25 protein-coding genes are annotated in these 26,964 nt (G+C 72.8%); 14 read left to right on the top strand and 11 right to left on the bottom strand.

The genetic code is table 11. The features are described from left to right. Positions 1-30: 30 nt before the first annotated feature. Positions 31-1,431, top strand: a complete 1,401-nt coding sequence (locus AB0M99_RS30420; RefSeq protein WP_365926082.1) for a hypothetical protein — start codon at positions 31-33, stop codon at positions 1,429-1,431. A gap of 34 nt (positions 1,432-1,465) precedes the next feature. Here the strand turns inward: AB0M99_RS30420 and AB0M99_RS30415 are convergent, their stop codons facing one another. Beyond that, positions 1,466-2,746 carry an ABC transporter substrate-binding protein gene (locus tag AB0M99_RS30415; protein ID WP_365926080.1) on the bottom strand — a complete coding sequence of 427 codons (1,281 nt, stop codon included), beginning with the start codon at positions 2,744-2,746 and terminating at the stop codon, positions 1,466-1,468. Between the two features lie 195 nt (positions 2,747-2,941). Here AB0M99_RS30415 and AB0M99_RS30410 point away from each other — a divergent pair, with 195 nt between their 5' ends. Both AB0M99_RS30410 and purU read left to right on the top strand, forming a co-directional pair. Continuing rightward, positions 2,942-3,388 carry a hypothetical protein gene (locus tag AB0M99_RS30410; RefSeq protein ID WP_365926151.1) on the top strand — a complete coding sequence of 149 codons (447 nt, stop codon included), beginning with the start codon at positions 2,942-2,944 and terminating at the stop codon, positions 3,386-3,388. A gap of 14 nt (positions 3,389-3,402) precedes the next feature. Then, positions 3,403-4,278 (top strand): formyltetrahydrofolate deformylase, encoded by an 876-nt coding sequence (gene purU / locus AB0M99_RS30405; RefSeq protein ID WP_365926078.1) that lies wholly within the window; start codon positions 3,403-3,405, stop codon positions 4,276-4,278. A 40-nt stretch (positions 4,279-4,318) separates the two neighbouring features. Here the strand turns inward: purU and AB0M99_RS30400 are convergent, their stop codons facing one another. Together AB0M99_RS30400 and AB0M99_RS30395 are read right to left on the bottom strand one after the other, a co-directional pair. After that, positions 4,319-5,578: a zf-HC2 domain-containing protein gene (locus AB0M99_RS30400; protein WP_365926076.1), complete on the bottom strand. Its 1,260-nt coding sequence runs from the start codon at positions 5,576-5,578 to the stop codon at positions 4,319-4,321. Continuing rightward, complete coding sequence (locus tag AB0M99_RS30395) at positions 5,575-6,138, bottom strand: sigma factor (RefSeq protein ID WP_365926074.1); 564 nt, start codon at positions 6,136-6,138, stop codon at positions 5,575-5,577. The genes AB0M99_RS30400 and AB0M99_RS30395 overlap by 4 nt, the downstream gene beginning before the upstream one ends. A gap of 309 nt (positions 6,139-6,447) precedes the next feature. Here AB0M99_RS30395 and AB0M99_RS30390 point away from each other — a divergent pair, with 309 nt between their 5' ends. Continuing rightward, the gene (locus AB0M99_RS30390; RefSeq protein WP_365926072.1) at positions 6,448-6,972 is read left to right on the top strand and encodes an EF-hand domain-containing protein; all 525 of its coding nucleotides are present in this window, start codon (positions 6,448-6,450) and stop codon (positions 6,970-6,972) included. Between the two features lie 144 nt (positions 6,973-7,116). Here AB0M99_RS30390 and AB0M99_RS30385 read toward each other — a convergent pair whose 3' ends face one another. Then, complete coding sequence (locus AB0M99_RS30385; protein ID WP_365926070.1) at positions 7,117-8,664, bottom strand: AMP-binding protein; 1,548 nt, start codon at positions 8,662-8,664, stop codon at positions 7,117-7,119. A 133-nt stretch (positions 8,665-8,797) separates the two neighbouring features. Between AB0M99_RS30385 and AB0M99_RS30380 the strand changes: the two genes are divergently transcribed. The 4 genes from AB0M99_RS30380 (at position 8,798) to AB0M99_RS30365 (ending at position 12,971) form a co-directional block, all read left to right on the top strand. After that, positions 8,798-10,009 (top strand): amidohydrolase family protein, encoded by a 1,212-nt coding sequence (locus AB0M99_RS30380; protein WP_365926068.1) that lies wholly within the window; start codon positions 8,798-8,800, stop codon positions 10,007-10,009. Next, a complete protein-coding gene (locus tag AB0M99_RS30375; protein ID WP_365926066.1) occupies positions 10,009-11,163 on the top strand; it encodes an acyl-CoA dehydrogenase in 1,155 nt (384 codons plus the stop codon). The genes AB0M99_RS30380 and AB0M99_RS30375 overlap by 1 nt, the downstream gene beginning before the upstream one ends. 5 nt (positions 11,164-11,168) lie before the next feature. After that, a complete protein-coding gene (locus tag AB0M99_RS30370; protein ID WP_365926064.1) occupies positions 11,169-12,143 on the top strand; it encodes an acyl-CoA dehydrogenase family protein in 975 nt (324 codons plus the stop codon). Positions 12,144-12,476: 333 nt separating this feature from the next. Further along, positions 12,477-12,971 carry an ATP-binding protein gene (locus AB0M99_RS30365; RefSeq protein ID WP_365926062.1) on the top strand — a complete coding sequence of 165 codons (495 nt, stop codon included), beginning with the start codon at positions 12,477-12,479 and terminating at the stop codon, positions 12,969-12,971. Between the two features lie 169 nt (positions 12,972-13,140). Here AB0M99_RS30365 and AB0M99_RS30360 read toward each other — a convergent pair whose 3' ends face one another. Together AB0M99_RS30360 and AB0M99_RS30355 are read right to left on the bottom strand one after the other, a co-directional pair. Further along, complete coding sequence (locus AB0M99_RS30360; protein WP_365926060.1) at positions 13,141-13,647, bottom strand: RICIN domain-containing protein; 507 nt, start codon at positions 13,645-13,647, stop codon at positions 13,141-13,143. 93 nt (positions 13,648-13,740) lie between these two features. Beyond that, complete coding sequence (locus AB0M99_RS30355) at positions 13,741-14,667, bottom strand: cyclase family protein (RefSeq protein ID WP_365926058.1); 927 nt, start codon at positions 14,665-14,667, stop codon at positions 13,741-13,743. A gap of 120 nt (positions 14,668-14,787) precedes the next feature. Between AB0M99_RS30355 and AB0M99_RS30350 the strand changes: the two genes are divergently transcribed. The 3 genes from AB0M99_RS30350 to AB0M99_RS30340 are packed head-to-tail and all read left to right on the top strand — an operon-like array spanning position 14,788 to position 18,011. Continuing rightward, the gene (locus AB0M99_RS30350; protein WP_365926056.1) at positions 14,788-15,699 is read left to right on the top strand and encodes an SDR family oxidoreductase; all 912 of its coding nucleotides are present in this window, start codon (positions 14,788-14,790) and stop codon (positions 15,697-15,699) included. Positions 15,700-15,708: 9 nt separating this feature from the next. Then, entirely contained in the window at positions 15,709-16,947 is a 1,239-nt protein-coding gene (locus AB0M99_RS30345) for an acyl-CoA dehydrogenase family protein (RefSeq protein ID WP_365926054.1), read from the top strand. Next, on the top strand, positions 16,944-18,011 hold the full coding sequence (locus AB0M99_RS30340; protein WP_365926052.1) for a Zn-dependent alcohol dehydrogenase: 1,068 nt from the start codon (positions 16,944-16,946) through the stop codon (positions 18,009-18,011). Before AB0M99_RS30345 ends, AB0M99_RS30340 begins: the two co-directional genes overlap by 4 nt. Before the next feature lie 107 nt (positions 18,012-18,118). Here AB0M99_RS30340 and AB0M99_RS30335 read toward each other — a convergent pair whose 3' ends face one another. Beyond that, positions 18,119-18,730 carry a flavin reductase family protein gene (locus AB0M99_RS30335; protein ID WP_365926149.1) on the bottom strand — a complete coding sequence of 204 codons (612 nt, stop codon included), beginning with the start codon at positions 18,728-18,730 and terminating at the stop codon, positions 18,119-18,121. Positions 18,731-18,871: 141 nt separating this feature from the next. Here AB0M99_RS30335 and AB0M99_RS30330 point away from each other — a divergent pair, with 141 nt between their 5' ends. Together AB0M99_RS30330 and AB0M99_RS30325 are read left to right on the top strand one after the other, a co-directional pair. Next, positions 18,872-19,792, top strand: a complete 921-nt coding sequence (locus tag AB0M99_RS30330; RefSeq protein WP_365926050.1) for a hypothetical protein — start codon at positions 18,872-18,874, stop codon at positions 19,790-19,792. Between the two features lie 135 nt (positions 19,793-19,927). Next, complete coding sequence (locus tag AB0M99_RS30325) at positions 19,928-20,722, top strand: VOC family protein (protein WP_365926048.1); 795 nt, start codon at positions 19,928-19,930, stop codon at positions 20,720-20,722. Between the two features lie 17 nt (positions 20,723-20,739). On the opposite strand, the gene AB0M99_RS30320 is transcribed toward AB0M99_RS30325, so the two are convergent. From AB0M99_RS30320 to AB0M99_RS30310, 3 genes are all read right to left on the bottom strand, one after another. Further along, complete coding sequence (locus AB0M99_RS30320; protein WP_365926046.1) at positions 20,740-21,543, bottom strand: enoyl-CoA hydratase-related protein; 804 nt, start codon at positions 21,541-21,543, stop codon at positions 20,740-20,742. A gap of 247 nt (positions 21,544-21,790) precedes the next feature. Continuing rightward, on the bottom strand, positions 21,791-24,025 hold the full coding sequence (locus tag AB0M99_RS30315; RefSeq protein WP_365926044.1) for an acetate--CoA ligase family protein: 2,235 nt from the start codon (positions 24,023-24,025) through the stop codon (positions 21,791-21,793). A 175-nt stretch (positions 24,026-24,200) separates the two neighbouring features. Further along, entirely contained in the window at positions 24,201-25,379 is a 1,179-nt protein-coding gene (locus AB0M99_RS30310; protein ID WP_365926042.1) for an NAD(P)/FAD-dependent oxidoreductase, read from the bottom strand. A 260-nt stretch (positions 25,380-25,639) separates the two neighbouring features. Between AB0M99_RS30310 and AB0M99_RS30305 the strand changes: the two genes are divergently transcribed. Beyond that, positions 25,640-26,059: a Zn-ribbon domain-containing OB-fold protein gene (locus AB0M99_RS30305; protein ID WP_365926147.1), complete on the top strand. Its 420-nt coding sequence runs from the start codon at positions 25,640-25,642 to the stop codon at positions 26,057-26,059. Here AB0M99_RS30305 and AB0M99_RS30300 read toward each other — a convergent pair. Beyond that, positions 26,056-26,733, bottom strand: a complete 678-nt coding sequence (locus AB0M99_RS30300) for a pyridoxal 5'-phosphate synthase (protein WP_365926040.1) — start codon at positions 26,731-26,733, stop codon at positions 26,056-26,058. The two genes, AB0M99_RS30305 and AB0M99_RS30300, sit on opposite strands and share 4 nt — an antisense overlap. Positions 26,734-26,964: the final 231 nt, after the last annotated feature.

Genomic DNA, 26,964 nt, shown 5'->3' with positions numbered 1-26,964 from the left:
ACGTTCGGACAAGTCGGAGAAGGAGTCCCGGTGACGGAGAACGGACAGGGGAACGGCCACCGGGCCACCCCGCAGGCCGGTACGCCGTGGGGGCCGCCGGACGCGACGCCGGGCCACCCGGAGGAGCAGCAGGGCGGTCCGGCGTACGGCTACCCGCAGCCGTACCCGCAGCCGCAGGCGCCGCCGCAGCCGGGGCACGTCGTGGGCCCGGGCTACGAGGGGCCGGGCGATCCGCACGGGTACGGCTACCCGCCGCTGCCCGAGGCGGTCACGCAGTTCATCCCGCCCGTCCCGGCGGCTCCCGCCGCCCCGCCGGTCCCCGCGGCCCCGGCGCACCAGGAGGCGGCGACCCAGTTCATCCCGCCGGTCCCGGCGGCCCCCGCGGCCCCGGCGCACGAGGAAGCCGCGACCCAGTTCATCCCACCCGTCCCGGCAGCCCCGGTGGCCCCGGCGCACGAGGAGGCGGCGACCCAGTTCATCCCGCCCGTCCCCGGCGGGCCGGGACCCGACCCGGCCGCCGGGTTCGACGGGCTGTTCCGCAACGACGCCCCCGGATCCGAGGGCCACACCCAGCACCTGCCGCCGATCCAGGAGCCGGTGCTGCGGCGGCCGCAGCCGCGCCCGTACCCGCCGCGCGCGCAGGGCCCCGTACCGCCCCGGCAGCAGCAGTACCCGCCGCAGTTCCAGCAGCAGGGGCCGCCGCAGCAGCAGTTCCAGCAGCAGCCCCCGCAGCCGCCGCAGTACGCGACCCCCCAGCAGCAGTTCCGGCAGCCCGAGCCCGAGAGCGCCCGCCGGGTCTCGCCCGCGATCATCGCCGCCGGTGTCATCGGGCTGGTCGTGGCCGGGCTCGGGGTCGGCTCGCTGCTCGGCAACGGCGACGGCAAGCCGCAGAACAGCGACCCCGGCGCGGTGGCGGCCGCACCGAGCGCGGCCAAGGGTTCCGCGGCCCCCGGCGAGGCCCCCCTCGACCCGGCCCAGCCCCAGGCCGTCCAGTTGGACAAGCTCCTCGCGGACAGCAACGACAGCCGCGCCAGCGTGATCCGCGCCGTGGAGGACATCAAGGGCTGCCGCAACCTCGACCAGGCGGCCACCGACCTGCGCGCCGCGGCCCGGCAGCGCGAGGAGCTGGTGACCCGGCTCCAGGAGCTGAAGGTGGACAAGCTCCCGGACAACGTGAAGCTCACCGCCGCCCTCTCGAAGGCCTGGCAGGCCTCCGCGGACGCCGACGAGAGCTACGCGGACTGGGCGGACGACGTGAACCACGGCGACAAGGACAAGTGCAAGGACGGCAGGGCCAAGTCCACGGACAACGCCTCCGACGGCAACAAGTCGAGCGGCGAGGCCACCAAGGCCAAGGAGCAGGCGGCGGGCCTGTGGAACTCGATCGCGGCCAAGTACGGCCTCACCAAGCGCGACAAGTCCCAGCTCTGACCCGCAGCCCCGCCCCCGCCCGCGGCCGCAGGTCCTAGTTCACGCGCGGGGCCTGCTCCAGGGTCGGCGTCATGTCCATCGACTGCTCGCCCGGCTGGGCGACGAGGCGGCCCTGCTGGACGACCTGGAAGGTGACCTGGCCGTTCACTATGCGCGGGAAGCCGGCGACGGCCCGCATGTCCTGGTAGCGCCAGCTCAGGTCGGGGGTGAGGCCGCCGGTCTTGACGGCCTCGGACTGGTTCAGCGCGCGGGCGAGCTTGCGCGCGGTGATGTCGTCGCCGTCCTTGAACCGCCGCACGACCTCGCTCAGCACGGTGTACGCGATCCAGGTGGTCTGCGCACCGCTGTCGTCGGCGTCGAGGTTGTCGTCGCCGAAGGCCTGGTCGGAGATCACCTTGCGCATCGGCTCCCAGAGCGGATCGGCGGAGACCGGGTACCAACTGGTCAGGTACGCGCCCTCGAAGGGGCTCTCCCGGCCGCCGGTGCGGTCCACGAGGGACTGGCTGACCGATCCGAGCACCGAGGAGATCTGCGGCTTCTTGCGCTGGGCGTCGGCGCGCCGGAAGGCGTCGAAGAAGGTCTCGGTGCGCTCGCCGAGCACCGCGGCCACGCAGCCCCGGTCCTTGCCGCCGGTGGAGTTGGCGAGTGCCTCGCGGGCCTGCGGGACGAAGTCGGCGGAGTCCTCGGCGGCCCGGATGTCGTTGGCCTCGGGCATCTTGCTGGCCTTGAGCCCGGCATTGAGGAGCACCGGGAGCGAGTCGCCCGCGAGGGTGTCGGGGCGGACCAGTGCCACCTGGCCGCAGGCGCGGCCCAACTGGTGGCCGGCGCCCGCGAGGAGCACCGGCTGGCCGCCGTTGACGGGGTAGGACAGGGTGGACTGGAACTCCTCCGGGGAGACTCCGTACCCGCCGATGAAGGGGATGCCCTCGGCCTCCAGCGGGGCCATGAAGGCGCGGCCGTGCTGGCTGTACGAGCCGACGACGGCGACGGCCTTCTCGGCGATGGCCTTGCGGGCGCAGTCGGCGGCGCCGACGGGGGTGTTGTGCTCGTTGCAGGTCAGGACGCGGAGCTTGTGGCCGTTGATGCCGCCCTTGGAGTTGACCCAGCGCTCATAGGCCTTGCCCATTGCGGGCATTCCCGGCATGTTGGTCGCGTTGGTGCCCTCGGGTGCGAAGGTCATGACGGTGATGGCAGCGGACCCCCCGGAGCCCCCCGGGCCTCCGGGCAGCGCTCCGCAGCCGGTGACGAGACACGCGCCCACCAAGGTGGCCACGAAGGTGCGGGGGAGCCTTGTCGTGCGTCGCCGTTCGGTCATGGTCACGAACGATTCCGCCTCGCGGGGAACTCAGGTGTGAGGTGTACACAACATAGAGTGACGCGAAGGTGAATTACGGGTGTCGGTCACGCACAGGCGCTTCAAGATCGCGCAAGAGGTGAACGTACGATCGAAAGCGTGACATTCGCCCAAGGTTCGAAGAACTCTTCCCGCCGTGGCGGCCGCTCCTCCACCATGGGCGGCATGCCCCTCAACGACATGCCGTGGTGGCGCTGGCGCAGCAACGTGCGCTCGGCGCTGCACATGCTTTCCGATCCGGCGTTCCAGGAGGAGATCTGGCTGACCGGCGCCGAGGGGTACGGGGACGTCACAGACGCCGTGTACCGACTCGTCGAGGACACCTGGCTCGACAGCTGGTCCGCGGAGAAGTACGTCGGCACGATCTTCCGCGACTCCCAGGAAGCGGCCCTGGTGGACCTCGCGGTGCTGCGGGTGCTGCGCATCCTCCACCAGATCGGCCCCGACGCCCCCGTCTCCACCTACCTGGAGCACCACGCGTGGCCCGAGGCGGTACGCGCCGCGCGCGAGGCACACGTACGGCTGGCGACGGCGGACGGCGACGATCCGGACGCGCGGCCTCGGTCTATAGAAGTGCTGAAGATCCTCACCCGCGCGGTGTGAAAGGCTGTGCCGTCATGAGCGACGACACCCAGCCCCAGCAGTCCCAGCAGTACGTGCTGACCCTCTCCTGCCCCGACAAGCAGGGCATCGTGCACGCGGTGTCCAGCTACCTCTTCATGACCGGGTGCAACATCGAGGACAGCCGTCAGTTCGGCGACCGGGACACCGGCCTGTTCTTCATGCGGGTCCACTTCTCGGCCGAGGGGTCGGTGACGGTGGACAAGCTGCGGGCCAGCTTCGCCGCCATCGGCGACAGCTTCCGCATGGACTGGCAGATCCACCGCGCCGACGAGCGCATGCGGATCGTGCTGATGGTGTCGAAGTTCGGGCACTGCCTCAACGACCTGCTGTTCCGTTCGAGCATCGGGGCGCTGCCCGTCGAGATCGCGGCCGTGGTGTCCAACCACACCGACTTCGCGGAGCTCGTCGGCTCGTACGACGTCCCGTTCGTGCACATCCCGGTGACGAAGGACACGAAGGCCGCCGCCGAGGCGCAGCTGCTGGAACTGGTGCGCTCCGAGAACGTCGAGCTGGTGGTCCTGGCCCGGTACATGCAGGTGCTGTCGGACACCCTGTGCAAGGAGCTGAGCGGGCGGATCATCAACATCCACCACTCGTTCCTGCCGAGCTTCAAGGGCGCCAAGCCGTACCACCAGGCGCACGCGCGCGGTGTGAAGCTGATCGGCGCGACCGCGCACTACGTGACGGCCGACCTCGACGAGGGCCCGATCATCGAGCAGGAGGTCGAGCGCGTCGGCCACGAGGTCACGCCCGACCAGCTGGTGGCCATCGGCCGCGACGTGGAGTGCCAGGCGCTGGCCCGCGCGGTGAAGTGGCACAGCGAGCACCGCGTCCTGCTGAACGGCACCCGCACGGTCGTCTTCGCGTAGCAGGCCTCCGGCCGGGGGAGGCCCCCCGGCCGGAGCCCACCTACAGGCGGCTGAGGGACGCGGCGGCGAAGAGGACGTCGCGGATGGCCTCGCGGTCGCCGTGCTGGCCCACGGCCGCCTCCTCCGGGGAGATGTGGCCGGCGGCCAGCTGGCAGAACTCCGCCCCGTCCAGCGCGATCCGCGCCACGGTGTGGTCGGGGGACGGCTTCGCCGCCGGGGAGTCCAGGGCGATGTCCCAGCCGCCTCCGCCCGCGCCCTCGATCTCCAGGTGCAGGGTCCGGCCGGGGGCGCCCGCCGCGACCAGGCCGCGCGCCGGAGCGGCGAGTCCCGCACGCCGGCGTACGGCCAGCGCGGCCGGCAGGAGCCGCGCCGCCAGGTCGATCATCCGGTGCAGGTGCGGGCCGGACGGGGGGTCGTAGGGATAGTCCACGGCCTCCGCGATGTCCCACGCGTGCACCCAGCACTCGAAGGCCCGCTCCAGGAAGGCGTCCCCGAGCGGCAGCGCGAACGAGCCGTAGTCCACCGCCAGCTCGGCGACGCCCCGGCCGGCGAAGGACACCGTACGGACCAGGGTGTGGCCCTGCTCCCGCCACGGCTCGCGCACCTGCCGGGTCGTCGGGTACGGGGCCGAGTTCCAGAAGTGCTCCGTACGGCCCGCGGGGCCGCCCGGCGGCACGTCCGGGCCCAGCGGGTCGTCGAGCCCCAGCGCGCTCGCGACGATGCCGTCCACCGACAGCAGGTGCCCGATCACCCCCGCCACCGTGGTCCGGCGCGACTGCCGCCGCTCCTCCTCGAACCACTTCAGCCGCACCGGGGTGTGCCACTCCGAGTCGCCGAAGTCGCGCAGCAGCGCGTCGAGCCGCGCGGTCTCGGTGTCGTACGGGGTCGCCCACACCGGCACCGGGATCCGCGCCGGCCGCTTGCCCAGGCAGTCCTCCAGCACGCGCGAGCGCAGCAGGGGCTTGAGGTCGAGGCTCTCCTCGGGGTGCAGCAGCCCCACCGCGTCGCGCAGCCGCAGCGCCTCCTCGGCGCAGGGCGCGCACTCGGTGAGGTGGTCCTCCACGGCCTGCGTCTCCTCGGGGGAGCACGCGGCGAGCGCCCAGGCGCCCAGCAGGGACTTCAGTACGGCGTGCGTCGGCGCGGGCATCGGCGGGGGCGTCGGCATCGGCACGGGCTCCGGCAGGGGCTGCGGCGCGTGCCGCGGGTCGAGGTCGTCGGCGGGTCCGCGCGGACCCGGTATCCGGGCCGGGCCGCCGGGCCGCTGGTTTCCGTCGTCGGGCGACTCGGCGGGGTCGTTCATCGGGGGCTTCCATATCCGGGCTGGGCGGTGTCCTCCTGGGGGAGGGCGTTGGCGGTCGACAGCAGCTGCAGCCCCAGGCGCAGCCGGCGCCGGGCCTCGTCCTCGCTGATCTGCAGGTCGACGGCGGCCTGGCGGTAGTCGCGGCGTTTGAAGTAGGCGAGTTCGAGCGCGGCGCGCAGCGGCGCGGGCATGGAGGTGACGATGTAGTCGGCGCGGGCGGCGGCGCTGGCGCTGCGCACCTTCTGCTCCAGCTCCTCGCGCGAGCCGCGGCCCAGTTCGGCCTGGCGCAGCCGGGCGACGGCCTGGCCCTGGGTGATGCGGGCGACCCAGGAGCGCATGGAGCCCTGCTTGGGGTCGTACGCGTCCGGGTTCTCCCAGATGTAGCCGAACACCTCGCGCGTGATCCGGTCTGCGGCCTTCTCGTCGCCCAGGACCCGGTGCGCCAGGCTGTGCACGAGCGAGGCGAAGCGGTCGTACAGCTCCCCGAGCGCGGCGGCCTCGCCGCGTGCCAGGCGCTGCTGCATGCGGCGGTCCCAGCGCGGTGGTACGTCCTTCGGCATCAGTGCCCCCAGGCGTGCGGCCGTGTGTCGACTCGTCGAATGTAGTGGGCACATGGCGGGGTCCGCCCGTTTTGCGGGAATCTCGCGCTGGAAGAGAGCCCTCCGTGATAAGGAGGTTGCGGGGGGTGAAGCGTGCTGCGCGGTATGACACATGGGCACAAGCGTGCGCGCCCCGCCGCGCTCCCCGTGCGCTGGTTCGATGCGGCCACCTGGTTGACCGCTTCGCTTAACGTGCAGGCCACGGAGGCCGTACGCTCCTGCCTTGTCTTGATCTGAACCCCACGCACATGTGAAGGCGGAACGCCGAATATGGACAGCGCAGAGTACGAGCGCAAGATTGCCTCCCGATTCGCCACCTTCGACCAGGACAAATCCGGCTATATCGACCGCGAGGACTTCAGTACGGCAGCCAAGAGCGTGCTGGCCGAATTCGGCACGACGGCCCGGTCCGACAAGGGCCAGGCCGTCTTCGCGGGCGCCGAGGCGTTCTGGCAGGGCATGGCCGGCATCGCGGACGTGGACGGTGACCAGCGGGTGTCCCGCGAGGAGTTCGTCACCGGCGCCGCGAAGCGGCTGCGGGACAACCCGGAGCGCTTCGCGGAGATCGCCCGGCCGTTCCTGCGGGCCGTGATCGCCGTGGCGCACGAGGACGGCGCGGGCGACGGCGCGACCCCGGCCGCGGCGGCCCGCGTCCTGCGCGTACTGGGCACCCCGGCCGAACTGGCCGGCCCGCTGGCGACGGCCCTGGACGCGGACGGAGACGGCCGGATCTCGGAGGACGAGATCCTGAAGGCCTTCGCCGGCTACTGCGGCGTGGAGGCCCCGGACGCGTAGCGGCCCGCGGTGGGCGGGGCTCCCGGAACCCCGCCCGTCGGGCGCGCACGCACGTACGCGGGCACGCACGTACGCGGGCACGCACGTACGCGGGCACGCACGTACGCGGGCACGCACGTACGCGGGCACGCACGCACGTAGGCACTACGCGTACCGCTCCCGGAGCTTGTACTTCAGCACCTTGCGCAGGGCGTCGTTGCGGGGCAGCGCCTCGACCAGCTCCAGCTGTTCGGGCAGCTTGTGCACGGCCAGGCCCTGGCCGCGCAGGTGCGACGTCAGTTCCGGCAGGGTCAGGGGGGCGGCGCCCGGGGGCTGTTCGACCACCGCGCAGACGCGTTCGCCGCGGTCCGCGTCGGGGAGGCCGATGACCGCGACGTCGGCGATGCCCGGGAGCGTGTGGAGCAGGTCCTCGATCTCCTTGGCCGAGATGTTCTCGCCCTTGCGGATGATCACGTCCTTGCTGCGGCCGGTGAGGACCAGGTAGCCGTCCTCGGTCAGGTGGCCCAGGTCGCCGGTGATCAGGTAGCCGTCGGGGTCGAAGACCTCCGCCGACTGGTCGCGGTCGAGGTACCCCTGGCAGACGGCCTCGCCGCGCAGCCGCACCTCGCCGTCCGTCCCCGCCGGGAGCGCCTCGCCGTCCGGGCCCGTGATGCGGATGGACATGCCCGCCGGGGGGCGCCCTTCGGTCGTGGCGAGGTTCTCCGCGGTGTCGTCCGGGGCGCCCATCGTGATCATCGGGACCTCGGTCATGCCGTAGCCGTGGGTCAGCTGGCAGCCGAGCTCGCGCACGACCGCGTGGTAGATCTCCGGCGGTTTGGGGGCGCCGCCGCCCGCCAGCAGGCGCAGGGTGGGGATGAGCTTCGTGGCCGGCTCCTTGCGCTGCTCGGCCAGGAACATGGAGTAGAAGGCCGTCGAGCCGCCCGCCACCGTCACGCCGTGGCGCCGGTAGCCGGCCAGCGCGTCCGGCATCGCGAACTTCTCGAACATGACGGCGGGGAAGCCGTACAGCAGCAGCATCACCGTGTAGTCGGGGCCGGCGATGTGGGCGTAGGGGAAGGCCATCGAGCCGACGTCGTCCGGGCTCAGGTGCAGGGCGTGCGCCAGGCAGGAGCCGCCCGCGATCAGTGAGCGGTCGGTGTGCAGGACGCCCTTGGGGTCGGAGGTGGTGCCGGAGGTCCAGTAGATCCACCGGACGTCCGTGCCGTGGGCGGGCGGCGGCGGGAGTGCGCCGGGGTCGCCCTCGGGCAGGGCCTCGTACGCCTCGAAGACGCCGCGGGCGCCGAGCCGGTGGGCCATCGCCGGGTAGTCGAAGCCGCGCCAGACCCCGGGTACGGCGAAGAACTCGGCCTTGGACTCGCGCAGGGCGAAGCCCACCTCGCGGTCGCGGTAGAAGGGGATGACGGGCGACTGTACGGCGCCGATGCGGGCGAGGGCGGCCGAGAGCAGCACCGTCTCGATGCGGGTGGGGAGTTGCCAGGCGACGACCGTGCCCGGGCGCACGCCCCTGCCGTACAGGCCGGCCGCGACCCGCTCCGCGCGGTCGTGCAGTTCCCCGAAGGTCAGCCGGCGGTCGGCGGTCGGGTCCTCGGCGGCCTCGATCAGGACGGTGGCGTGCGGGGTCAGCGCGGCCCGGCGGGCGATCAGCTCCCACAGGGTTGCGGACCGGCTCAGTTCTCTCGCGGTGTCCGTCATCCCAGACCTCCCCTTAGCTGACGGATAGTCAGATCAAGCGCAGAGCGTAGGGCGCCAACGCTTGTCGGTCCAGGGGTGCCGGAGCTAGCTTGTTTCTGACGATCCATCAGATTGGCGAGGGGACACGGACACCATGGAACTGCCTCGGATCATCAGCGTCGACGACCACGTCATCGAGCCCGCGCACCTGTTCGACGTCTGGCTGCCGGCCAAGTACCGCGACCGCGGCCCCAAGGCGCTCACCGCCGGCATCGGCGAACTCGCCTACACCGGCGGCAAGTACGTCATCACCATGGACCCCGACGGGCCGCCTACCGACTGGTGGATCTACGAGGACCTGAAGTTCCCGTACAAGCGCAACATCGCCGCCGTCGGCTTCGACCGCGACGACATGACCCTGGAGGGCATCACCCGCGAGGAGATGCGCCGGGGCTGCTGGGACCCCAAGGCGCGGCTGCTGGACATGGACCTCAACCACGTCGAGGCCTCCCTGTGCTTCCCGACCTTCCCGCGGTTCTGCGGCCAGACCTTCGCCGAGGCCCACGACAAGGAGGTCGCGCTCGCCTGCGTCCGCGCGTACAACGACTGGATGGTCGAGGAATGGTGCGGCGACAGCGGCGGCCGGCTGATCCCGCTGTGCATCATCCCGCTCTGGGACATCGACCTCGCCGTCGCCGAGATCCGCCGCAACGCGGCCCGCGGGGTGCGCGCGGTGACCTTCTCCGAGATCCCGACCTACCTGGGCCTGCCGTCGATCCACTCCGGCTACTGGGACCCCTTCTTCGCCGTCTGCCAGGAGACCGGCACCGTGGTCAACATGCACATCGGGTCCAGCTCCCAGATGCCCGCCGCATCCCCAGACGCACCGCCCGCCGTCCAGGCCTCGCTCAGCTTCAACAACGCCATGGCCTCGATGATGGACTTCCTCTTCTCCGGCGTCCTCGTGAAGTTCCCGACGCTCAAACTCGCCTACAGCGAGGGCCAGATGGGCTGGATCCCGTACGCCCTGGAGCGCGCCGACGACGTGTGGCAGGAACACCGCGCCTGGGGCGGCGTCAAGGACCTGATCCCCGAGCCGCCGTCCACCTACTACTACCGGCAGATGTTCTGCTGCTTCTTCCGCGACAAGCACGGCATCGCCTCGCTCGACGTCGTCGGCCGCGACAACGCGACCTTCGAGACCGACTACCCGCACGTGGACTCGACCTTCCCGCACACCAAGGAGGTCGCCCTCGACCACGTCAAGGGCCTCGACGACGAGACCGTCTACAAGCTCATGCGCGGCAACGCCATCCGCATGCTGGGCCTGGATCTGGACAGGAACCGCAAGGACCGGGCCAAGTAGTGGACCTGACCTGCACGGAAGAGGAAGAGGACTTCCGGGCCCGGCTGCGCGAGTGGCTCGCCGCGGTGCTGCCCGGCCTCCCCGCCAAGCCCTCGCCCGACGACTGGCCGGGCCGCCGCGCCTACGACCTCGGCTGGCAGCGCCTGCTCCACGACGCCGGGTACGCGGGCCTGCACTGGCCCGTCGACGCCGGCGGCCGCGGGGCCACCCCGACCCAGCACCTGATCTTCCTGGAGGAGACGGAACGCGCGGGCGCCCCGTACGTCGGCGCGAACTTCGTCGGCCTGCTGCACGCCGGACCGACCATCGCCGCCGAGGGCACGGCCGAGCAGCGCGCGCGCTGGCTGCCGCCCGTACTGCGCGGCGACGAGGTGTGGTGCCAGGGCTTCAGCGAGCCTGACGCGGGCTCCGACCTGGCCTCGCTGCGGACGCGGGCCGTCCGCGACGGCGACGAGTACGTCGTCACCGGCTCGAAGATCTGGACCTCGCACGCGGAGGTCGCCGACTGGTGCGAGCTGCTCGTACGCACCGACGCGCAGGCCCCGAAACACCGCGGGATCTCCTGGCTGGCCATGCCGATGGACGCCCCGGGCGTGGAGATCCGGCCGCTGCGCACGCTCGCCGGGTCCACCGAGTTCGCGGAGGTGTTCCTCGACGAGGTGCGCGTCCCGGTCGCCAACCGGGTCGGCGCCGAGAACGACGGGTGGCGGGTCACGATGGTCACGCTGTCCTTCGAGCGCGGCACCGCCTTCGTCGGCGAGGTCGTCGCCTGCCGGCGGACCCTCGGCGCCCTCGCCCGCACGGCGAAGGCGAACGGCCGCTGGGACGACCCGGTACTGCGGCGCAGGCTCGGGCGGCTGTACGGGGAGTTCGGCGCGCTGTGGCGGCTCACGCAGTGGAACGTCAGCGAGTCGGAGCGCTCCGGCGGGGTCCCCGGCATCGGCGGCTCCGTCTTCAAGCTGGCGTACTCGCACGCCCGACAGGAGCTCTACGACACGGCCGCCGAGGTGCTGGGGGCGCAGTCCCTCGACCTGGACGAGGAGTGGGCGCTGGACCGGCTCTCGTCGCTGTCCTACACGATCGCGGCGGGCACCTCGCAGATCCAGCGGAACATCGTCGCCGAGCGGATCCTCGGCCTCCCGAAGGGGCGGTGAGCGGGATGGACTTCCAGCCGACGCAGGACCAGCGGGACCTGCGGGCCGGTGTACGGGACCTGCTGGCCGGGCGGTACGGGCGCGAGGCGCTGCGCGCGGCCGTCGACGGCGCGGGCACCGGCGGCGGGGGCGCGGGCGGCGCGGGCACGGGCGCCGGGGCCGTGGTGGACCGCAAGTTGTGGCGGGAGCTCGGCGAGGCCGGGTTCTTCGCGCTGCGGCTGCCGGAGGCCGACGGCGGGGTCGGGCTGGGCCTGCCCGAGGCGGTTCTCGTCTTCGAGGAGGCCGGGCGGGCGCTGCTGCCGGGGCCGCTGGTCGCCACGCACCTGGCCGCCGGGACGGTACCGGGGGCCGCCACCGGGACGGCGGTGGTGACGGCCTTCGACCTCGGGGGCCCGCTGGTGGCGTACCTGGCGGAGTCGGACGCGGTGCTCGGGGCCCCCGCCGGGGCCGCGGTCCCGGCGGGGGCGCCGGTGCGCTCGGCGGATCCGCTGACACCGCTGCACCGGGTGCCGGAGGCGGCGCGGGCGGCGGAGGGCGTGGCGGCGTCGGCGGCGTACCGGCAGGAGGGGGCGCTGCTGACGGCGGCCCTCCAGCTCGGCAGCGCGCTGCGGACGGTGGAGCTGGCCGTGGAGTACGCGGGGCAGCGCGAGCAGTTCGGGCAGCCGATCGGGGCGTTCCAGGCGGTCAAGCACCTGTGCGCGCAGATGCTGGTGCGGGCGGAGGTGGCCCGTACGGCGGTCTACGCGGCGGCGGTGACGGCCGACGCGGGGGAGGTGGCGGCCGCGAAGCTGCTGGCGGACGAGGCGGCGGTGCTGGGCGCCCGGGACTGCCTCCAGGTGCACGGCGGGATGGGCTTCACCTGGGAGGCGGACGTGCACCTGCACCTGAAGCGGGCCTGGGCGCGGGCGGAGCAGTGGCGCACCGCGGCGCAGGCGCAGGAGCTGCTGGCGGCGGAGCTGCTGGGCGACGCCCTGTCGTAGCGCGGTGTGACGGAAGGGGCGGGGCGGGGGCACGGGGCGGACGGCGAGGGACGCATGTCCGATTACGGAGAGTTGATATCGGTTTGTGTCCTTCGCCCACCCGCTTGCGGCCCGGAGGCGGGGGTCGCCTCCGGTACGCTCCCACGAATGCGAGCGGTTGAGCGGCGCGAGCGTCGCACAGTATGCACCACGCCTACTCCTTCGCGCTGGAATATGCCCGAAGCGCTTGTTGTGGTGACTGTATGTCAACCATGCTGCTCGGCAAGGGGATCACGGCCGGTGATCCCATCCTGTCGCGAGGCGAAGTGTCCGCCGGTTCGGATGGTGTGAGCGGTGCAGGTGCTTCAGGTTCAGCTGGAGGTAGGGCCGGATCCCGCCGAGGTCGGCCGGGCCCGCCGATGGGCGCGGTCGCGGCTCGCGGGGTCGGGCATAGGGGATGACGAGCCGCTCGCCGAGACGCTGATCCTGCTGATCTCCGAGCTGGTCACCAACGCGGTCGTGCACACCGGGTGTCCGGCCGTCCTGCGGATGCTGTTCGGGGGCCCGGGCGTACGGGTCGAGGTCGCGGACGCGAGCGACCGGGCGCCGGCCCGCCGGCAGGCCGCCGGGGACGACACGGGCGGCCGCGGCCTGGAGCTGGTGGACGGCCTGGCGGACCGCTGGGGCTGGCAGCGCGAGGGTGCGGGCAAGCGCATCTGGTGCGAGATCGACCGCGCCGAGAAGGCCGCGGAGAAGGCGGCGGAGGGTCCGGACGCGGCGGGCGCGGGAGCCACCGGATGCCCTTCGAAAACTCGTAGCCAGATCCGGGAACCGCGCGTGTACCTCTAACGAGGTGTTGACGGTTCGTCACCTGTTGATCACCCTTGTGTTTGAGCGATTCGTCGCGAGGGGACGCCAAGGGCCCTGCCTTGACGAGTGCGGGTCGCGGGGTGGCGGCTGCCGTGCCGCGCTCGGGGCGTGCATGTGCGTACGCCGCCACCCGCAGGATCCGGGGCCGTCAGTAGGTGTGCCAGCCCTGGTTGGAGCCCTGATTGCAGTCCCAGAGCAGGACGGAAGCGCCGTTCCACCAGTTCCCGTTGGCGATGGTCAGGCACCTGTTGGACGCGGGGTTGCGCAGTCGGCCGCCGTCCGACCACTGCCATTGCTGGGCCGCTCCGCCGCGACAGTCCCACATGTTCAGGGCGGCGCCGTTGTCGCCGTTGCCGAAGGCGACGTCGAGGCACCTGCCGTTCAGGTCGCTGCGGATCATGAGACCGTCCCAGAACCAGTGCTCGTTCACCCCGTCGTGGCAGTCCATCATGTTCACCAGGGCGCCGGGGTAGGCGTTGTACTGCCGGATCTCCAGGCATCTGTTGTTCATGTCGGACGCGATCACGAACCCGCGATTGACGGTCACGGGCGGCCGGTCCGACGCGGCCGGGGCGGCGGCCGAGGTGGTGAACATCCCGCCCACCACCAGGCCGGCCGCGGACAGCAGTGTCATCAACCGTTTCGACGTGCGCATGGGAGTCTCCCGTCCCGTCGGGTACACGTGCCGGTTGTCCGGCTGAGACGTTACTGAGGCGGCGACGGCCGGGGCGAGTCCCAAACGCGCCACTCAGAGGACGGCCACCGGGGCGACCGGGGTGCCCGTGCCGCCGACGAAGGGCTCGGGCATCGCGGAGAGCAGGAAGGCGTACCGGTTCTCTTCTGCACAGGCTGTGGACAACTTTTCGAGATTCCAGTTCTGGCCCTGGTGCATGCCCATCTCGACCAGGTCGAGGGCGTGCACGGGCAGCCACAGGTCCTCGATCTCCGGGGGGAAGATCTCGAAGGTCAGGGTGTCGTTGGCGACGGCGGCCACGTCCCGGGCGTGGAACCACTCCGGCGTACGGACGGACAGCCCGGGCGACGGGAAGCCGTAGCTGTGCTTGTCGCCCGCCAGGTAGAGCTGGATCTGCCCGGTGCGTACGAGGACGATATCGCCGGCCCGGACCGTGACCCCGCCGAACTCCTCCGCCTCCGCGAGGTCTTCCGGCGTGACGGCGTGGTCGCCCGGCAGCCGGTCCAGGCCCTTCGCGCGGGCCACGTCCAGCAGGACCCCGCGCGAGACGATGTGCCCGGCCTTGTCGATCCCGCTGAACTCGGACCGCGAGTGCGCCGTGATCGTGGACGCCGGGCGGCCGTTGTAGATCTTGCCCGAGTGCGAGACGTGGGTCAGCGCGTCCCAGTGGGTGCCGGCCTGCAGGCCCATCGTCACCGCGTCGTCGCTGCACGCCACCGTGCCCGGGCCGAAGATCTCCTGGTTGACCTGGACCATCGTGTGGTGCGGGTTGATCCGGCCCGGGATCATCCCCACCTGCACCCCGTCCTCCTTCAGGGGCAGGGCCAGCGGTATCCGGCGGCCGGTCCGGACCTCCTGCGCGGCCGCCCGCACGACCTCGTCGGTGATCAGGTTCAGCGTCCCGATCTCGTCGTCGGCGCCCCAGCGGCCCCAGTTGTTGATGCGCTTGGCGATGTCGTGGAACTCGGCCGGCAGGGCCATGACCTCATCAGCTCCTTGTGGAGGGGGGAGTGCGGCAAGACAGCCCCAGGGCTTGTGCAGCGGCATCCGACTGGTCATAGAATCTAACGGACCGTCAGAAAACGCGGGAAGGGGCCGGACGTGGGGAACTTCTTGGCAGGCAAGGTCGTCGCCGTCACGGGCGCGGGCCGGGGCATCGGCCGGGCCGTGGCGCTCGCCGCGGCCGCCGAGGGCGCCAAGGTCGTCGTCAACGACTACGGCGTGGGCATCGAGGGCGGCGAACCGACGAGCGAGATAGCCGAGGCCGTCGTGAAGGAGATCGTCGCGGCCGGCGGCGAAGCGGTCGCCGTCGCGGACGACATCTCCACCATGGCGGGCGGCCAGCGCATCGTCGACACCGCGCTCGCCCAGTACGGACGCATCGACGGCGTCGTCTGCGTCGCCGGCATCCTGCGCGAGCGGATGCTCTTCAACATGTCCGAGGAGGAGTGGGACCCGGTGGTCGCGACCCACCTCAAGGGCACCTTCACCGTCTTCCGCGCCGCCTCCGCCGTCATGCGCAGGCAGGGCACCGGCACCCTCATCGGCTTCACCAGCGGCAACCACCAGGGATCCGTCGCACAGGCCAACTACAGCGCCGCCAAGGGCGGGATCATCTCCCTCGTCCGCAGCGCCGCGCTCGGCCTCAACAAGTACGGGGTCACCGCCAACGCCGTCGCCCCCGTCGCCCGGACCCGCATGTCGGCCAACGTGCCCATGGAGCTCAAGGAGATCGGCGAGCCCGAGGACGTCGCCGCCCTGGTCACCTACCTGCTCAGCGACCGCGCGAGGGCCGAGAACATCACCGGGCAGGTCTACACGATCGCCGGCCCGAAGATCGCCGTCTGGGCCCAGCCGCGCGAGCTGCGCGCCGGGTACGCCGAGGGCTCCTGGACCCCCGAGAAGATCGCCGACTTCCTGCCCGGGACCGTCGGCACCGACCCGATGCCGATGCTCGCGCAGCTGGAGGCCATGGCCAGGGCGGCGGCCGCCAAGGACCGCCCCAACGCGTAGGGGAGCGGCATGGACTTCAGCTTCGGCGCCGAGGCCGAGGAACTGCGCGCCCGCGCCCGGACGTGGCTCGACGAGCACCTCGTGGGCCCGTACGCGCAGGCCATCGGCCTCGGCGGCCCGGGCAGCGAGCACGAGGGGGTCGCGGCGCGGCGCGCCTGGGAGCGGGAGCTGGGCGGCGGCGGCTGGATCGGGCAGGGCTGGGAGGTGCCGGACGGGGCGTACGGGCAGCGGCGGCTCTCCCTGACCGGGCAGGTGGTGTGGGCCGAGGAGTACGCGGCGCTGCGCGCGCCCGGCCGGGTCGGCCACATCGGCGAGAACCTCCTCGCCCCGACGCTGATCGCCTACGGCACCCGCGAACAGCAGGACCGTCACCTCCCCGGCATCGCGCGCGGCGAGGAACTCTGGTGCCAGGGGTACTCCGAGCCGGGCGCCGGCTCCGACCTCGCGGGCATCCGTACGAGCGCCGTGCGGGACCCGGCCGACGGGCTGCTGCGCGTCACCGGGCAGAAGATCTGGACCTCCCTGGCCCAGGACGCCGACTGGTGCTTCGTACTGGCCCGCACCGAGGCGGGCTCCAAGCGGCACCGGGGCCTGTCCTTCCTGCTCGTGCGCATGGACCAGCCCGGGCGGATCGACGTCCGGCCGATCCGGCAGCTGTCGGGGACGAGCGAGTTCAACGAGGTGTTCTTCGACGGGGCGGTGGCGGCCGAGATCGTCGGCGGGGAGGGCAACGGCTGGTCCGTGGCCATGGGCCTGCTCGCCCTGGAGCGGGGGGTCTCCACGCTCGTCCAGCAGATCGGCTTCGCAGCGGAGCTGGAGCGCGTGGTGGCCGCCTACGCCGCCTCGGGCACTGCCCCGGGCACTGCCCCGGGCGCCGTTCCGGGCGCGCCGGATCCCGTACTGCGCGAGCGGCTCGTACGGCAGTGGGCCGAGCTGCGCACCATGCGGTGGAACGCGCTGCGGACCCTCGGGGCGGCGGCCGGGGACGAGGGGGCGCCGAGCGTGGCGAAGCTGCTGTGGGGCGGCTGGCACCGGCGGCTCGGCGAGCTCGCGGTCGAGGTCCGCGGCGCGGCGGCGTCGGCCGGGCCGGCGGCGTGGGAGCCCGGGCTCCCGTACGAGCTCGGACTCGACGAGGAGCAGCGGCTGTTCCTGTTCACCCGTGCCGACACGATCTACGGCGGCTCGGACGAGATCCAGCGCAACATCATCGCCGAGCGCGTGCTCGGCCTGCCTAAGGAGCCCAGGTGAGAGGCGTCGTATTCGACGGCAAGCAGGCCCAGGTGGTCGACGACCTGGAGATACGGGATCCGGGCCCGGGCGAGGTGCTCGTCGCGACAGCGGCGGCGGGGCTCTGCCACAGCGACCTGTCGGTGATCGACGGGACGATTCCGTTCCCGCCGCCGGTGGTGCTGGGGCACGAGGGCGCGGGGGTCGTGGAGGCGGTCGGTCCGGGCATCACGCACGTGGCTCCGGGGGACCACGTATCGCTGTCCACCCTCGCCAACTGCGGGGCCTGCGCGGACTGCGACCGGGGGCGGCCGACCATGTGCCGCAAGGCGATCGGGATGCCGGGGCAGCCGTTCTCGCGGGGCGGGAAGCCGCTGTTCCAGTTCGCCTCCAACTCCGCCTTCGCAGAGCGGACGATCGTCAAGGCCGTACAGGCGGTGAAGATCCCGAACGACATTCCGCTCACGTCCGCGGCGCTGATCGGGTGCGGGGTCCTGACCGGGGTCGGCGCGGTCCTGAACCGGGCGAAGGTGGACCGCGGCGAGTCGGTGGTCGTCATCGGCACGGGCGGGATCGGGCTCAACGTGCTGCAGGGCGCGAGGATCGCGGGCGCCACGACCATCGTGGCGGTGGACGCGAACCCGGCGAAGGAGGCGGTGGCCCGGCAGTTCGGCGCCACGCACTTCATCGACGCGTCGGCCGTGGCGGACTCGTCCGCGGCGGTGAAGGAGATCCTGCCGACCGGCGCGGACCACGCCTTCGAATGCGTCGGCAACGTGAAGCTGATCCGCCAGGCCGTCGACCTCCTCGACCGGCACGGGCAGGCGATCCTGCTCGGGGTGCCCGGCTTCCGGGAGGAGGCGTCCTTCCAGGTCTCGTCGATGTACCTGGACAAGACGATCATGGGGTGCCGGTACGGTTCCTCGCGCCCGCAGCGGGACATCGCGCTCTACGCGGAGCTCTACCGCCAGGGCCGGCTGCTGCTGGACGAACTGGTGACGGAGGTCTACCCGGTGGAGGACTTCGCCAAGGCCGTGGACGACGCCCACCACGGCCGCGTAGCCCGCGGGGTGCTGACCTTCTGAGCCCGCACGGCGCCGGCCGGGCCCGCTCCTCCGTCGATCCGGGAGGCGAGGGCCCGGCCGGTGTGCGGCTCGCTCGGCGGGCTCGGGAGGCGCGGGCCCGGCCGGTGTCAGTCCGCCAGGCGGCCGAAGCGGCCCTTGTGGAACAGGAGGGGGTCGCCCTCGCCGACCGCTCCCATGGCCTCGACGCGGCCGACCACGATGAGGTGGTCCCCGCCCGTGTGCACGGCGTGGATGCGGCAGTCGATCCAGGCGGGCACCGCGTCGAGCTGCGGTGACCCGGTGACCGGGGCGGGGGTGTGGGCCACCCCGGCGAACTTGTCGGCGCCACTGACGGCGAAGGCCCGGCACAGCGCGCCCTGTTCGGCGCCCAGGATGTTGACGCAGAAGACCCCTGCGCGGGCGATGCGCGGCCAGGTGGTCGAGGTGCGGGCCACCATGAAGGTGACGAGCGGCGGGTCCAGGGACAGCGAGGCGAAGGACTGGCAGGCGAAGCCGGCCGGCCCGTCCTCGTCCTCGCCGGGCGGTGCGGTGATGATCGTGACCCCGCTGGCGAAGTTCCCGAGCACGGCACGGAATTCGGCGGGACTGACGGGCGCGCGCTCGTCCTCGCCGACGGCCCGCAGGTCGGGGCGCGGCAGAACTTCGACGGGCTCCGGTTCCGCCACGGCGGACGTGGGGGAGCCGACTGACCTGAGGTATCGGACGACGGTGGCCGCCATCCCTGCGTGTCCCATCACGCGACTGATTGAAGCTGACGGTTCGTCAGATTGGAAGAGGGGTGTAGGGTTCGCGTCAATTGAACATGTTCAAAGAAAACCGGGAGGCCCGTTGTGCGGTACGACGTGCAAGAACAGGGACGCGTGAGCCGTCCGGGACCGGCGCCGACACCGCCGCCGACAGCGGCCCCGGACGCCCCCCAGGGGTGGTGGAGGTCCGCCCCGGGTGCGGAGGTCGTCGCCGCCGGGCAACTGCTGGTCGTCCTCGCCGTCCGGATGGCGCTGCCGGACATGGAGGACGACTACGGCCGCATCGCCTGGGGGCAGTTCGCGATCGTCGGGCTCTTCCTCGCGGTCCTGTTCACACCGGTCCTGGTGGCGTTCACCGCCTTCCTGCACGCCCTGACCTTCACCCGCCCGGCCCTCGCGCTGGCCCGCAGGACCGGGCGCGGCTGGGCCGCACCCGCCTGGCTCGCGGCCGGGTCCGCGGTCCTGGCGCTGTACCCCTGGTCGCTGGGGGCCTCGTACGCCGTCTCCTGGGCCTGCGTCGCGGGCTTCGGGGTCCTGCCGCTGAGGGTGGCGCTCCGGGCCGCGCGCCTGGGCCGGGAGCCCGGGGCCATCGTTAGGGCCACGGCCCGCAACACCGTCCTGCTCGCGCTGGCCACCCTGGTGGGAGGTGCCGTCCTGGGCTGGATGGTGCAGTACCGGCCGCCGCAGCTGACGCAGGCCGCGTACGTCGGCGAGTGGCGCGGCGCGGACGGCGGCGCGATCCGGCTCCAGGGGAACGGCGTGGCCACGGTCGAAGGGATCCCGAGGGACCACGGCGGAGGCGTCGTGACGCGCTGCACGGCCACCGGCACCTGGGCGCCGGCCCGCGCCGAGCAGGGCCGGCGGGGCGGGGTGATGCTGGAGGTGACCGGCTGCGCCGGCTGGGAGGAGCGCTGGCAGGTGTCCGGCACCGCGGCGCACCCGGAGCTGTTCCAGCTCACCGGGGACCCCGACTCCCCGGAGCTGCGGATCGTACGGCGCGTCGCCCCGGCCGGCGGGACTCCGCCCACCGGGTGAACCGCCGGGACCGGTGCGTGGCGCGCACGCCCGCCGGGGCGCGGGCGGGTCCCGGGTTCGGCATCGTGGCGGGGGCCGGCGTACTGCCGTACGTACGCCTGACCGCCCGGACCCCGGAACCCCAGGAGGCACCTCATGCTCGGCACCGACTTCCGTACCGGCTCACCGAACTGGCTCGACCTCGGGAGCCCCGACACCGGGGCGGCCGCCGCGTTCTACGGAGCCGTCCTCGGGTGGCAGTTCGTCTCCGCCGGGCCCGAGGCCGGGGGCTACGGGTTCTTCCAGGTGGACGGGAAGACCGTCGCCGCGCTCGGGCCGCTGACCGAGGAGGGCGCCACCTCGGCGTGGATGGTGCACTTCAACAGCCCCGACATCCGGGCCACCGCCGAGGCCGTGCGCGCCGGTGGCGGCCAGGTGCGGATGGAGCCCATGGACGTCATGGGAGAGGGCTGGCTCGCGCAGTTCACCGACCCGCAGGGCGCGGAGTTCGCCTGCTGGCAGCCGGGCAGGACCGCCGGGCTGGGGCTGGCCTCCGCCGACAACACCCTGGTGTGGGTGGAGCTCCACGTACCGGACCCGGTCGCTGCCATCGCCTTCTACTACGGGCTCTTCGGGTGGCGGCACGAGGAGATGGAGACGCCCGGGATGACGTACCGGGTGCTGAGCATCGCCGACGGGGACAAGCGGCAGAACTCCTTCGGCGGGATCGCGCCCCAGGGTGAGGGCGCGGGCGGCGGATCGGCCCTGGTGCCGCGCTGGGTGCCGTACTTCAACGTGCCCGACGTGGACGCCACCGTCTCGGAGATCGAGGGGCACGGCGGCGCGGTGCTGATGCCCGCGGCGGACGTGCCGGACGTGGGGCGGATCGCATGGGCCTCGGACCCGGCGGGGGCGGTGTTCGCGCTGCTGAAGCCCAACCCGATGATTTAGCCCCTCTACGCCCCGGGCTACCGGCCGTGGTACTTGGGCGTGCGGCGCTCCACGAAGCTCGCCACGCCCTCGTTCGCGTCGGCCGTGGTCATGTTGATCTCCTGGGCGGTGGCCTCGGCGGCCAGCGCCGTCGCCCGGTCGCCGTCCAGGGAAGCGTTGACCAGCTGCTTCGTCATGGCGATGGCCCGGGTCGGACCCTGAGCCAGGCGCTCGGCCCACGCGCGGGCCACGGCCTCCAACTCCTCGGCCGGAACCACCTTGTTGACCAGGCCCAGGCGCTCCGCCTCGGCCGCCGGGACGGCGTCGCCGAAGAACATCAGCTCCTTCGCCTTCTGCGGGCCGACGAGCCGGGGCAGCAGGTACGCGCCGCCGCCGTCAGGGACGAGGCCGCGGCGCACGAACACCTCGATGAACCGGGCCGGTTCGGCGGCGACCACGAGATCGCAGGCGAGCGCGAGGTGGGCGCCGATCCCCGCGGCGGTCCCGTTGACCGCGGCGACGACGGGCTTCTCGCAGTCGAGCACGGCCGTGATCAGGCGCTGCGCGCCGAGCCGGATCATCCTGGCGACGTCACCGGCGACGCGCTCGCCCGCCGCGGGGCCGCCGCGCAGGTCGGCGCCCGCGCAGAAGCCCTTGCCCGTGGCGGTGACGACCACGGCCCGCACGGCCGGGTCGGCGGAGGCCTCGCCGAGGAGCGCGATGATCCGCTCGCGCTGGTCCCAGGTGACGGCGTTCATGGCCTCGGGGCGGTTGAGGGTGATCCACGAGACGCCGTTGTCCAGGCGGTGGAGGACCTCGTCCTCGGGGGCGGTGGGTGACATGGGCTGAACTCCCGTTCCTGGGTGGATGATGTACGCCGACACCGGCCAAGGCCGGGCCCGGAAGAGACGGCTCTAGCTCAAGCCAGTCCCCAGGGCCGGCTCGGACCGGCTCGGACCGGACCGGACCGGAACGGACCGAACCGGATCGGGCCGGGCCCCGAGGCCCCGGCCGCTGCCGAGGCCTCCGGCCCGCGCCGGGCCCCGCCCCCCCGGGCCCCGCCCCCCCGGGGCACCGGCCCGGGACGGGTCAGCGGCAGATGGCCAGGGCGTCCAGCGCCACCGCGCCCTGGCCGCGGGGCAGGACCATCAGGGGGTTGATGTCCAGCTCCGACAGCTCGTCGCCCAGTTCCAGCGCCATCCGCTGGACCCGGAGGATGACTTCGACCAGCGCGTCCACATCGGCCGGGGGAGCACCCCGGACCCCCTCCAGGAGGGCGTGGCCGCGCAGTTCGGTGAGCATGCGGCGGGCCTGGTCCTCCCCGAACGGCGGCACGCGGACCGCCGCGTCGTGCAGGACCTCCACGAGGACCCCGCCGAGGCCCACGGTCACGGTCGGGCCGAAGAGGTCGTCCTGGGTGACCCCGACGACCATCTCCACGCCGCGCTCGATCATCTGGCACACCAGGATCCCGTCCAGCGGGACGTTCTCGTAGCGCGCGATGTCCGTCAACTCGCGGTACGCGTCGCGGATCTGGCTCGCGGACGTCAGGCCGATCTTGACCAGGCCGAGTTCCGTCTTGTGGGCCAGCTGCGGGCCCGACGCCTTCATGACCACCGGGTAGCCGACCAGGCCGGCCGCCCGTACGGCCGCTGCCGCGCTGGTCACGAGCTGCTCGCGGGGGACCCGTATCCCGTACGCGCGCAGCAGCTGCTTCGCCGCGTGCTCGCTGAGCTGCTGGCCGGGGCGCATCAGGGCCTGCGCCTTGCGGAAGGAGGGGGAGGGCGTACGGGGGGCCTCGTCGAAGGGGGAGCGGTAGGCCGCCGTGAAGCGGTGGTGGCCGAGGTAGGCCCGTACGGCGGTGATGCAGTTGCCGAAGGTGCGGAAGGTCGCGACCCGGGAGGAGCCGAGGAGCGTGGTGCGGTACGCCTCCTCCGTGCCGACGGGGGAGCCCCAGATCACGCAGATCAGCTTGTCGGTCTGCTCGGCGGCGTCCACCAGGTCCTGGGCGAGCTTGTCGCTCATCGGCGGGAAGGGGCCGGTGATCGGGCAGATCAGGACGCCGACGGATGGGTCCGCCAGGATCGCGTCGATGATCTTCCGGCCGCGCCAGTCGCCCACCGGGTGGCCGCCGTTGTCGACGGGGTTGGAGACGCCCAGGTACTCCGGGATCCACTGGTGCAGCTCGTCCTGCTTGGCCCGGGAGAGGGTGGGGAGGCTGAGCCCCGCCTCGGTCGCCAGGTCGGAGAAGTGGGCTCCGGTGCCGCCGGAGATGGAGTACACGACGACCCCGTCGGCCTTGGGCCTACGGGCCCGGGCGAGCAGGGCGGCGGTGTCCTGGAGCTCGTCGAGGCCGTCGACGCGGATGACTCCGAACTGCCGCATCGCGGCGTCCACGACGGTGTCGGCGCCGGTCAGCTTCCCGGTGTGGGAGGCGGCCATCCGGGCGCCGGTCTCGGTGCGGCCGACCTTGACTGCGACGACGGGGACGCCGTTGCGCGCGGCCCGGTCGGCGGCGAGGAGGAAGGACCGGCCGTCCTTGAGGCCTTCGACGTAGCAGGCGATGGCCCCGACCTCGGGCTGCTCGGCGAAGTACGAGATGAAGTCCGAGGTTTCGAGGTCGGCCTCGTTGCCGGTCGGCGCCCAGTGGGACAGGCGGATGCCCAGCTCCTGGAGGGTGTAGACGGGCCGGCCCTGGTGCCCGGACTGGGTGATCAGCGCGATGGCGGGGCCGTCGAGGTCCTCGCGGAACCTCTCGAAGGCGTTGAGGTTGGTGTTGGGCCCGAGCAGGCGCAGGCCCGAGCGCTGGACGGCGGCCGCGAGGCGCGTCTGGGCGAGCGCGCCCGCGTCGCCGGTCTCCGCGAAGCCGGAGGCGAAGGCGACGGCGAACTTGACCTTGGCCTCGGCCAGTTCCTCGATCACCGGGAGCGGGTCCGCCACCAGGAGGACGGCGAGGTCGACCTGTTCGGGCAGGTCCGCGACCGAGGCGTGGCACGCCAGCCCGAACACGGTGGCACGGGTGGGGTGCACCGGGTGGAGCCGGGCGCCGACGCGGTCCGCCCAGGCGATGAGCTGGCGGGTGATGCCGGTGTTCGGTCTGCCCTCGGCGTCCGAGGCGCCGATGACGGCCACGGACTCGGGCCGGAAGAACCGGGCCAGGTCGGGCGCATCGGCGTGCAGGGGCCGACCGCTGACGTCCAGCGCGACCGTGTCCTCGGCGGACGGCGCCGCCGTGGAGTGGACGGCCGTCCTGGGGGTCTCCCCGCAGGCCTCGACACGTGCGCGGAAGTCGGTGGTGAGGGTGCCGTGAGTAGATCCAAGCATCGTTCCGCCCGCTCCTGCTCGATGAACCTCGATGGAACCTCAATAACTGACGTGTAGTCAGATTACTGAACTGACGTGCCGTCAGGAACAGGCCTGCGCAGGAAAGCTGGTGGAGGTGATGTGTGGAACGGTGACAGACCCCCTCGGGCCGGTCCAGGGCGGTATTCGGCCGAGGTCAGCCCGCCCGGTTCCGCGGGCCGCGGTCCACGGCCTTGGTGGTGGACCTGGCGATGGACCTGGCGATCTTCTCGGCGTCCAGGGCCATCTCGCGGAACATCCCGCTGATGGGGTTGCCGAAGCCGGTGAAGTACAGGTCAGGGGCGTGCGCCGAGGTCAGGTCGCCCTGCGCGAGGGGGCGGCCGCGCCCGTCCAGCACCTTGAGGTCTCCGACCAGGCCCTCCAGCGCGCGGCGGTAGCCGGTGGCGGCGATCACCGCGTCCGGCGTGATCCGCGAACCGTCCGCGAGCACCACCTCGGCGCCGTCGAAGGAGTCGACCGCCGCGACCGGTTCGACCCGGCCCGACCGGACCGCGTCGATCAGGCCGACGTCCTGCACCGGGATCGCACCCTCCTTCACCCTGCTGTACAGGCCGGTCGTGGGGCGCGGGAGCCCGTACGCCGACAGGTCCGGGACCGAGGCCTTGGCGACGAGCGCGCCCAGCCGGTCCACGAGCCGCACGGGCAGCCGCCGCACCAGGATCCCGGTGCGCTGCGCCGGCCAGCCGGCGGTGGAGCGCCGCACGATGTGCGGGGCCGTGCGCACCGCGAGCCGCACCCGGGTCGCGCCGCCCTCGACCAGGTCGACGGCTATCTCGGCGCCGGTGTTCCCGATGCCGACGACGAGCACGTCCTGGCCCCGGTACGGCTCGGGATTGCGGTACGCGGAGGCGTGCAGCAGCGGCTTGGCGTACGAGTCCCGGCCCGGCCAGTCGGGGAGGGCGGGGGTGTGGTTGAACCCCGTCGCCACGACCACCGCCCCGGCGGCCAGCACCCGCCCGCCGGTCGCGTGCAGCGTCCAGCCGTCGCCGTCGGCCGCGCGCTCGATGCGGGTCACCTCGACCCCGGTGACGAGTTCGAGCTCGTGGAACTCGGCGTACTTCTCCAGGTACCGCACGACGTCGTCGCGCGAGACCCACCGCCCGAACCGGCGCGGCATGGGCAGGCCCGGGAGGGCGGAGAGCCGGCGCGTGGTGTGCAGGTGGAGCCGGTCGTAGTGGCGCCGCCAGGAGGTGCCCACCGACCCGGCCTTCTCCACGACCACGGCGCGCACTCCGCGGGCGCGCAGCGAAGCGGCGACGGCGAGGCCGCCGGGCCCGGCGCCGATCACGTACACGGGGCGGGGCTGGGTGGTCATGTCGGGTGCTGTGGGGACTCCGGGCATGAGGTGTGAGCGTATCGCCACGCAGCGTTGATGGGTCTCGGACAAGGAGGGAATCGATTGCGGATCGATCACGGCCGGGGGACCGGGCCCTTGCGGGAGGGGGCCGGATCCGGTGAACTGACGGGACGTCAGATGTGGATGCCGGTGGAGATGGGGCTGTCTCGATGAGTGCGGGTGCGAGGGTGAGTACGGGTACGGGTACGGGTACGGGTACGGGCGGGGGCGCGGGCGGGGTGCGCTTCGACCTGCCGGAGGTGGACGACTTCACCCGCCCCTACTGGGACGCGGCCGCCGAGGGCCGGCTCCTGCTGCGCCGCTGCGGGGAGTGCGGGCTGGCTCACCACTACCCGCGGGAGTTCTGCCCGTCCTGCTGGGCGGGGGAGGACCGGGTGGCGTGGGAGGCGGCGAGCGGCCGCGCGACGCTCTACACGTGGTCGGTGATCCACCGCAACGACCTCCCGCCTTTCGGGACGCGCGTCCCGTACGCGGCGGCCGTGGTCGACCTGGCGGAGGGCCCGCGGATGATGACCGAGGTCGTCGACTGCCCGGAGTCGGAACTCCGGATCGGGATGGACCTGGCGGTCACCTTCCGCGAGGCGACGCCGGGCGTGTGGGTGGCCGTCTTCCGCCCGGCGGGTGCGGACGGCAGCTAAGGCCAGAGCAGCTCGCGGGTCCAGGTGGACGAGGCGGTACGGGTGTAGCGCAGGCGGGTGTGCCGACGGGCGGCGTCGCCCTGGAAGAACTCGACCTCGGCGGCTTCGAGCACGTACCGGGTCCAGGTGGGCGCCGGGGCGTCCGGCTCCGCGCCGGCCCGTTCCCACGCCGCCGCCGAGGCCCGCACCAGTTCCTCGGGGGAGCCCAGCACCTCGCTCTGCCGGCCCGTGAGCGCTGCGGCGAGCGCACCCCGCGAGCGGACCGCCAGGTCCGCCCGGCTCTCCTCGGGCCCGCATGCGGTGACCCGGCCCCGGATGCGGATCTGCCGGGCCACGGTCGGCCAGTAGAACCCGAGTGCCGCGTCGGGGTGCCCGGCCAGCTGCCGGCCCTTGGTGCTGGTGGAGTGCGAGGCGAAGTGCCACCCGCGCTCGTCGGCGTCGTGCAGCATGAGCGTGCGCACATCGGGCCGCCCCTGGGCGTCCACCGTGGCCAGGCTCATGGTGTGCGGCTCCAACTGCCCGGCCCCGGCGGCGTGCGTGAACCACTCGCGGAACAGCGGCAGCGGCTCAAGGGGCGCCCCGGCGGTGTCGAAGCCGGGCAGCTCGGTATCCCACACGCGCAGCGAGTGCAGGGTGCGGCGGAAGTCATCGGGGGTGGAGTCGCTGGTGGTCATGCGGCCATGGAACACCAGGCTCGGGGGTGGGTGGTCCGGGGGTGCGGTTGGGCGGGGGCGTTGACGGGTTTGGGGGTTTCCCGTCAGTCCCAGCGTCTCTCCGCGTCGGTCCACCCTGTCAAGGGCGCTCCCTGCGGTCGCGTCGCTGCGCGATGTCGCTGCGCTCCACCCTTGACAGGCCGGCCCGCCACGGAAAGACAGGACTGTCGGGAACCCCCCAAAAGAACGGGC

Source organism: Streptomyces sp. NPDC051183 (assembly GCF_040682455.1).
Taxonomy (GTDB): domain Bacteria; phylum Actinomycetota; class Actinomycetes; order Streptomycetales; family Streptomycetaceae; genus Streptomyces.
Note: the sequence above shows the minus strand (reverse complement) of the source record. Positions and strands in the feature narration are given on the sequence as shown.

Coding starts and splice junctions, on each gene's coding strand:
- AB0M99_RS30360 (WP_365926060.1), bottom strand. CDS start 13,647: ATGCGCACGTCGAAACGGTTGATGACACTGCTGTCCGCGGCCGGCCTG.
- AB0M99_RS30380 (WP_365926068.1), top strand. CDS start 8,798: ATGGAACTGCCTCGGATCATCAGCGTCGACGACCACGTCATCGAGCCC.
- AB0M99_RS30385 (WP_365926070.1), bottom strand. CDS start 8,664: ATGACGGACACCGCGAGAGAACTGAGCCGGTCCGCAACCCTGTGGGAG.
- AB0M99_RS30390 (WP_365926072.1), top strand. CDS start 6,448: ATGGACAGCGCAGAGTACGAGCGCAAGATTGCCTCCCGATTCGCCACC.
- AB0M99_RS30355 (WP_365926058.1), bottom strand. CDS start 14,667: ATGGCCCTGCCGGCCGAGTTCCACGACATCGCCAAGCGCATCAACAAC.
- AB0M99_RS30310 (WP_365926042.1), bottom strand. CDS start 25,379: ATGACCACCCAGCCCCGCCCCGTGTACGTGATCGGCGCCGGGCCCGGC.
- AB0M99_RS30370 (WP_365926064.1), top strand. CDS start 11,169: ATGGACTTCCAGCCGACGCAGGACCAGCGGGACCTGCGGGCCGGTGTA.
- purU (WP_365926078.1), top strand. CDS start 3,403: ATGAGCGACGACACCCAGCCCCAGCAGTCCCAGCAGTACGTGCTGACC.
- AB0M99_RS30395 (WP_365926074.1), bottom strand. CDS start 6,138: ATGCCGAAGGACGTACCACCGCGCTGGGACCGCCGCATGCAGCAGCGC.
- AB0M99_RS30320 (WP_365926046.1), bottom strand. CDS start 21,543: ATGTCACCCACCGCCCCCGAGGACGAGGTCCTCCACCGCCTGGACAAC.
- AB0M99_RS30400 (WP_365926076.1), bottom strand. CDS start 5,578: ATGAACGACCCCGCCGAGTCGCCCGACGACGGAAACCAGCGGCCCGGC.
- AB0M99_RS30325 (WP_365926048.1), top strand. CDS start 19,928: ATGCTCGGCACCGACTTCCGTACCGGCTCACCGAACTGGCTCGACCTC.
- AB0M99_RS30300 (WP_365926040.1), bottom strand. CDS start 26,733: ATGACCACCAGCGACTCCACCCCCGATGACTTCCGCCGCACCCTGCAC.
- AB0M99_RS30315 (WP_365926044.1), bottom strand. CDS start 24,025: ATGCTTGGATCTACTCACGGCACCCTCACCACCGACTTCCGCGCACGT.
- AB0M99_RS30345 (WP_365926054.1), top strand. CDS start 15,709: ATGGACTTCAGCTTCGGCGCCGAGGCCGAGGAACTGCGCGCCCGCGCC.
- AB0M99_RS30415 (WP_365926080.1), bottom strand. CDS start 2,746: ATGACCGAACGGCGACGCACGACAAGGCTCCCCCGCACCTTCGTGGCC.
- AB0M99_RS30335 (WP_365926149.1), bottom strand. CDS start 18,730: ATGGCGGCCACCGTCGTCCGATACCTCAGGTCAGTCGGCTCCCCCACG.
- AB0M99_RS30410 (WP_365926151.1), top strand. CDS start 2,942: ATGGGCGGCATGCCCCTCAACGACATGCCGTGGTGGCGCTGGCGCAGC.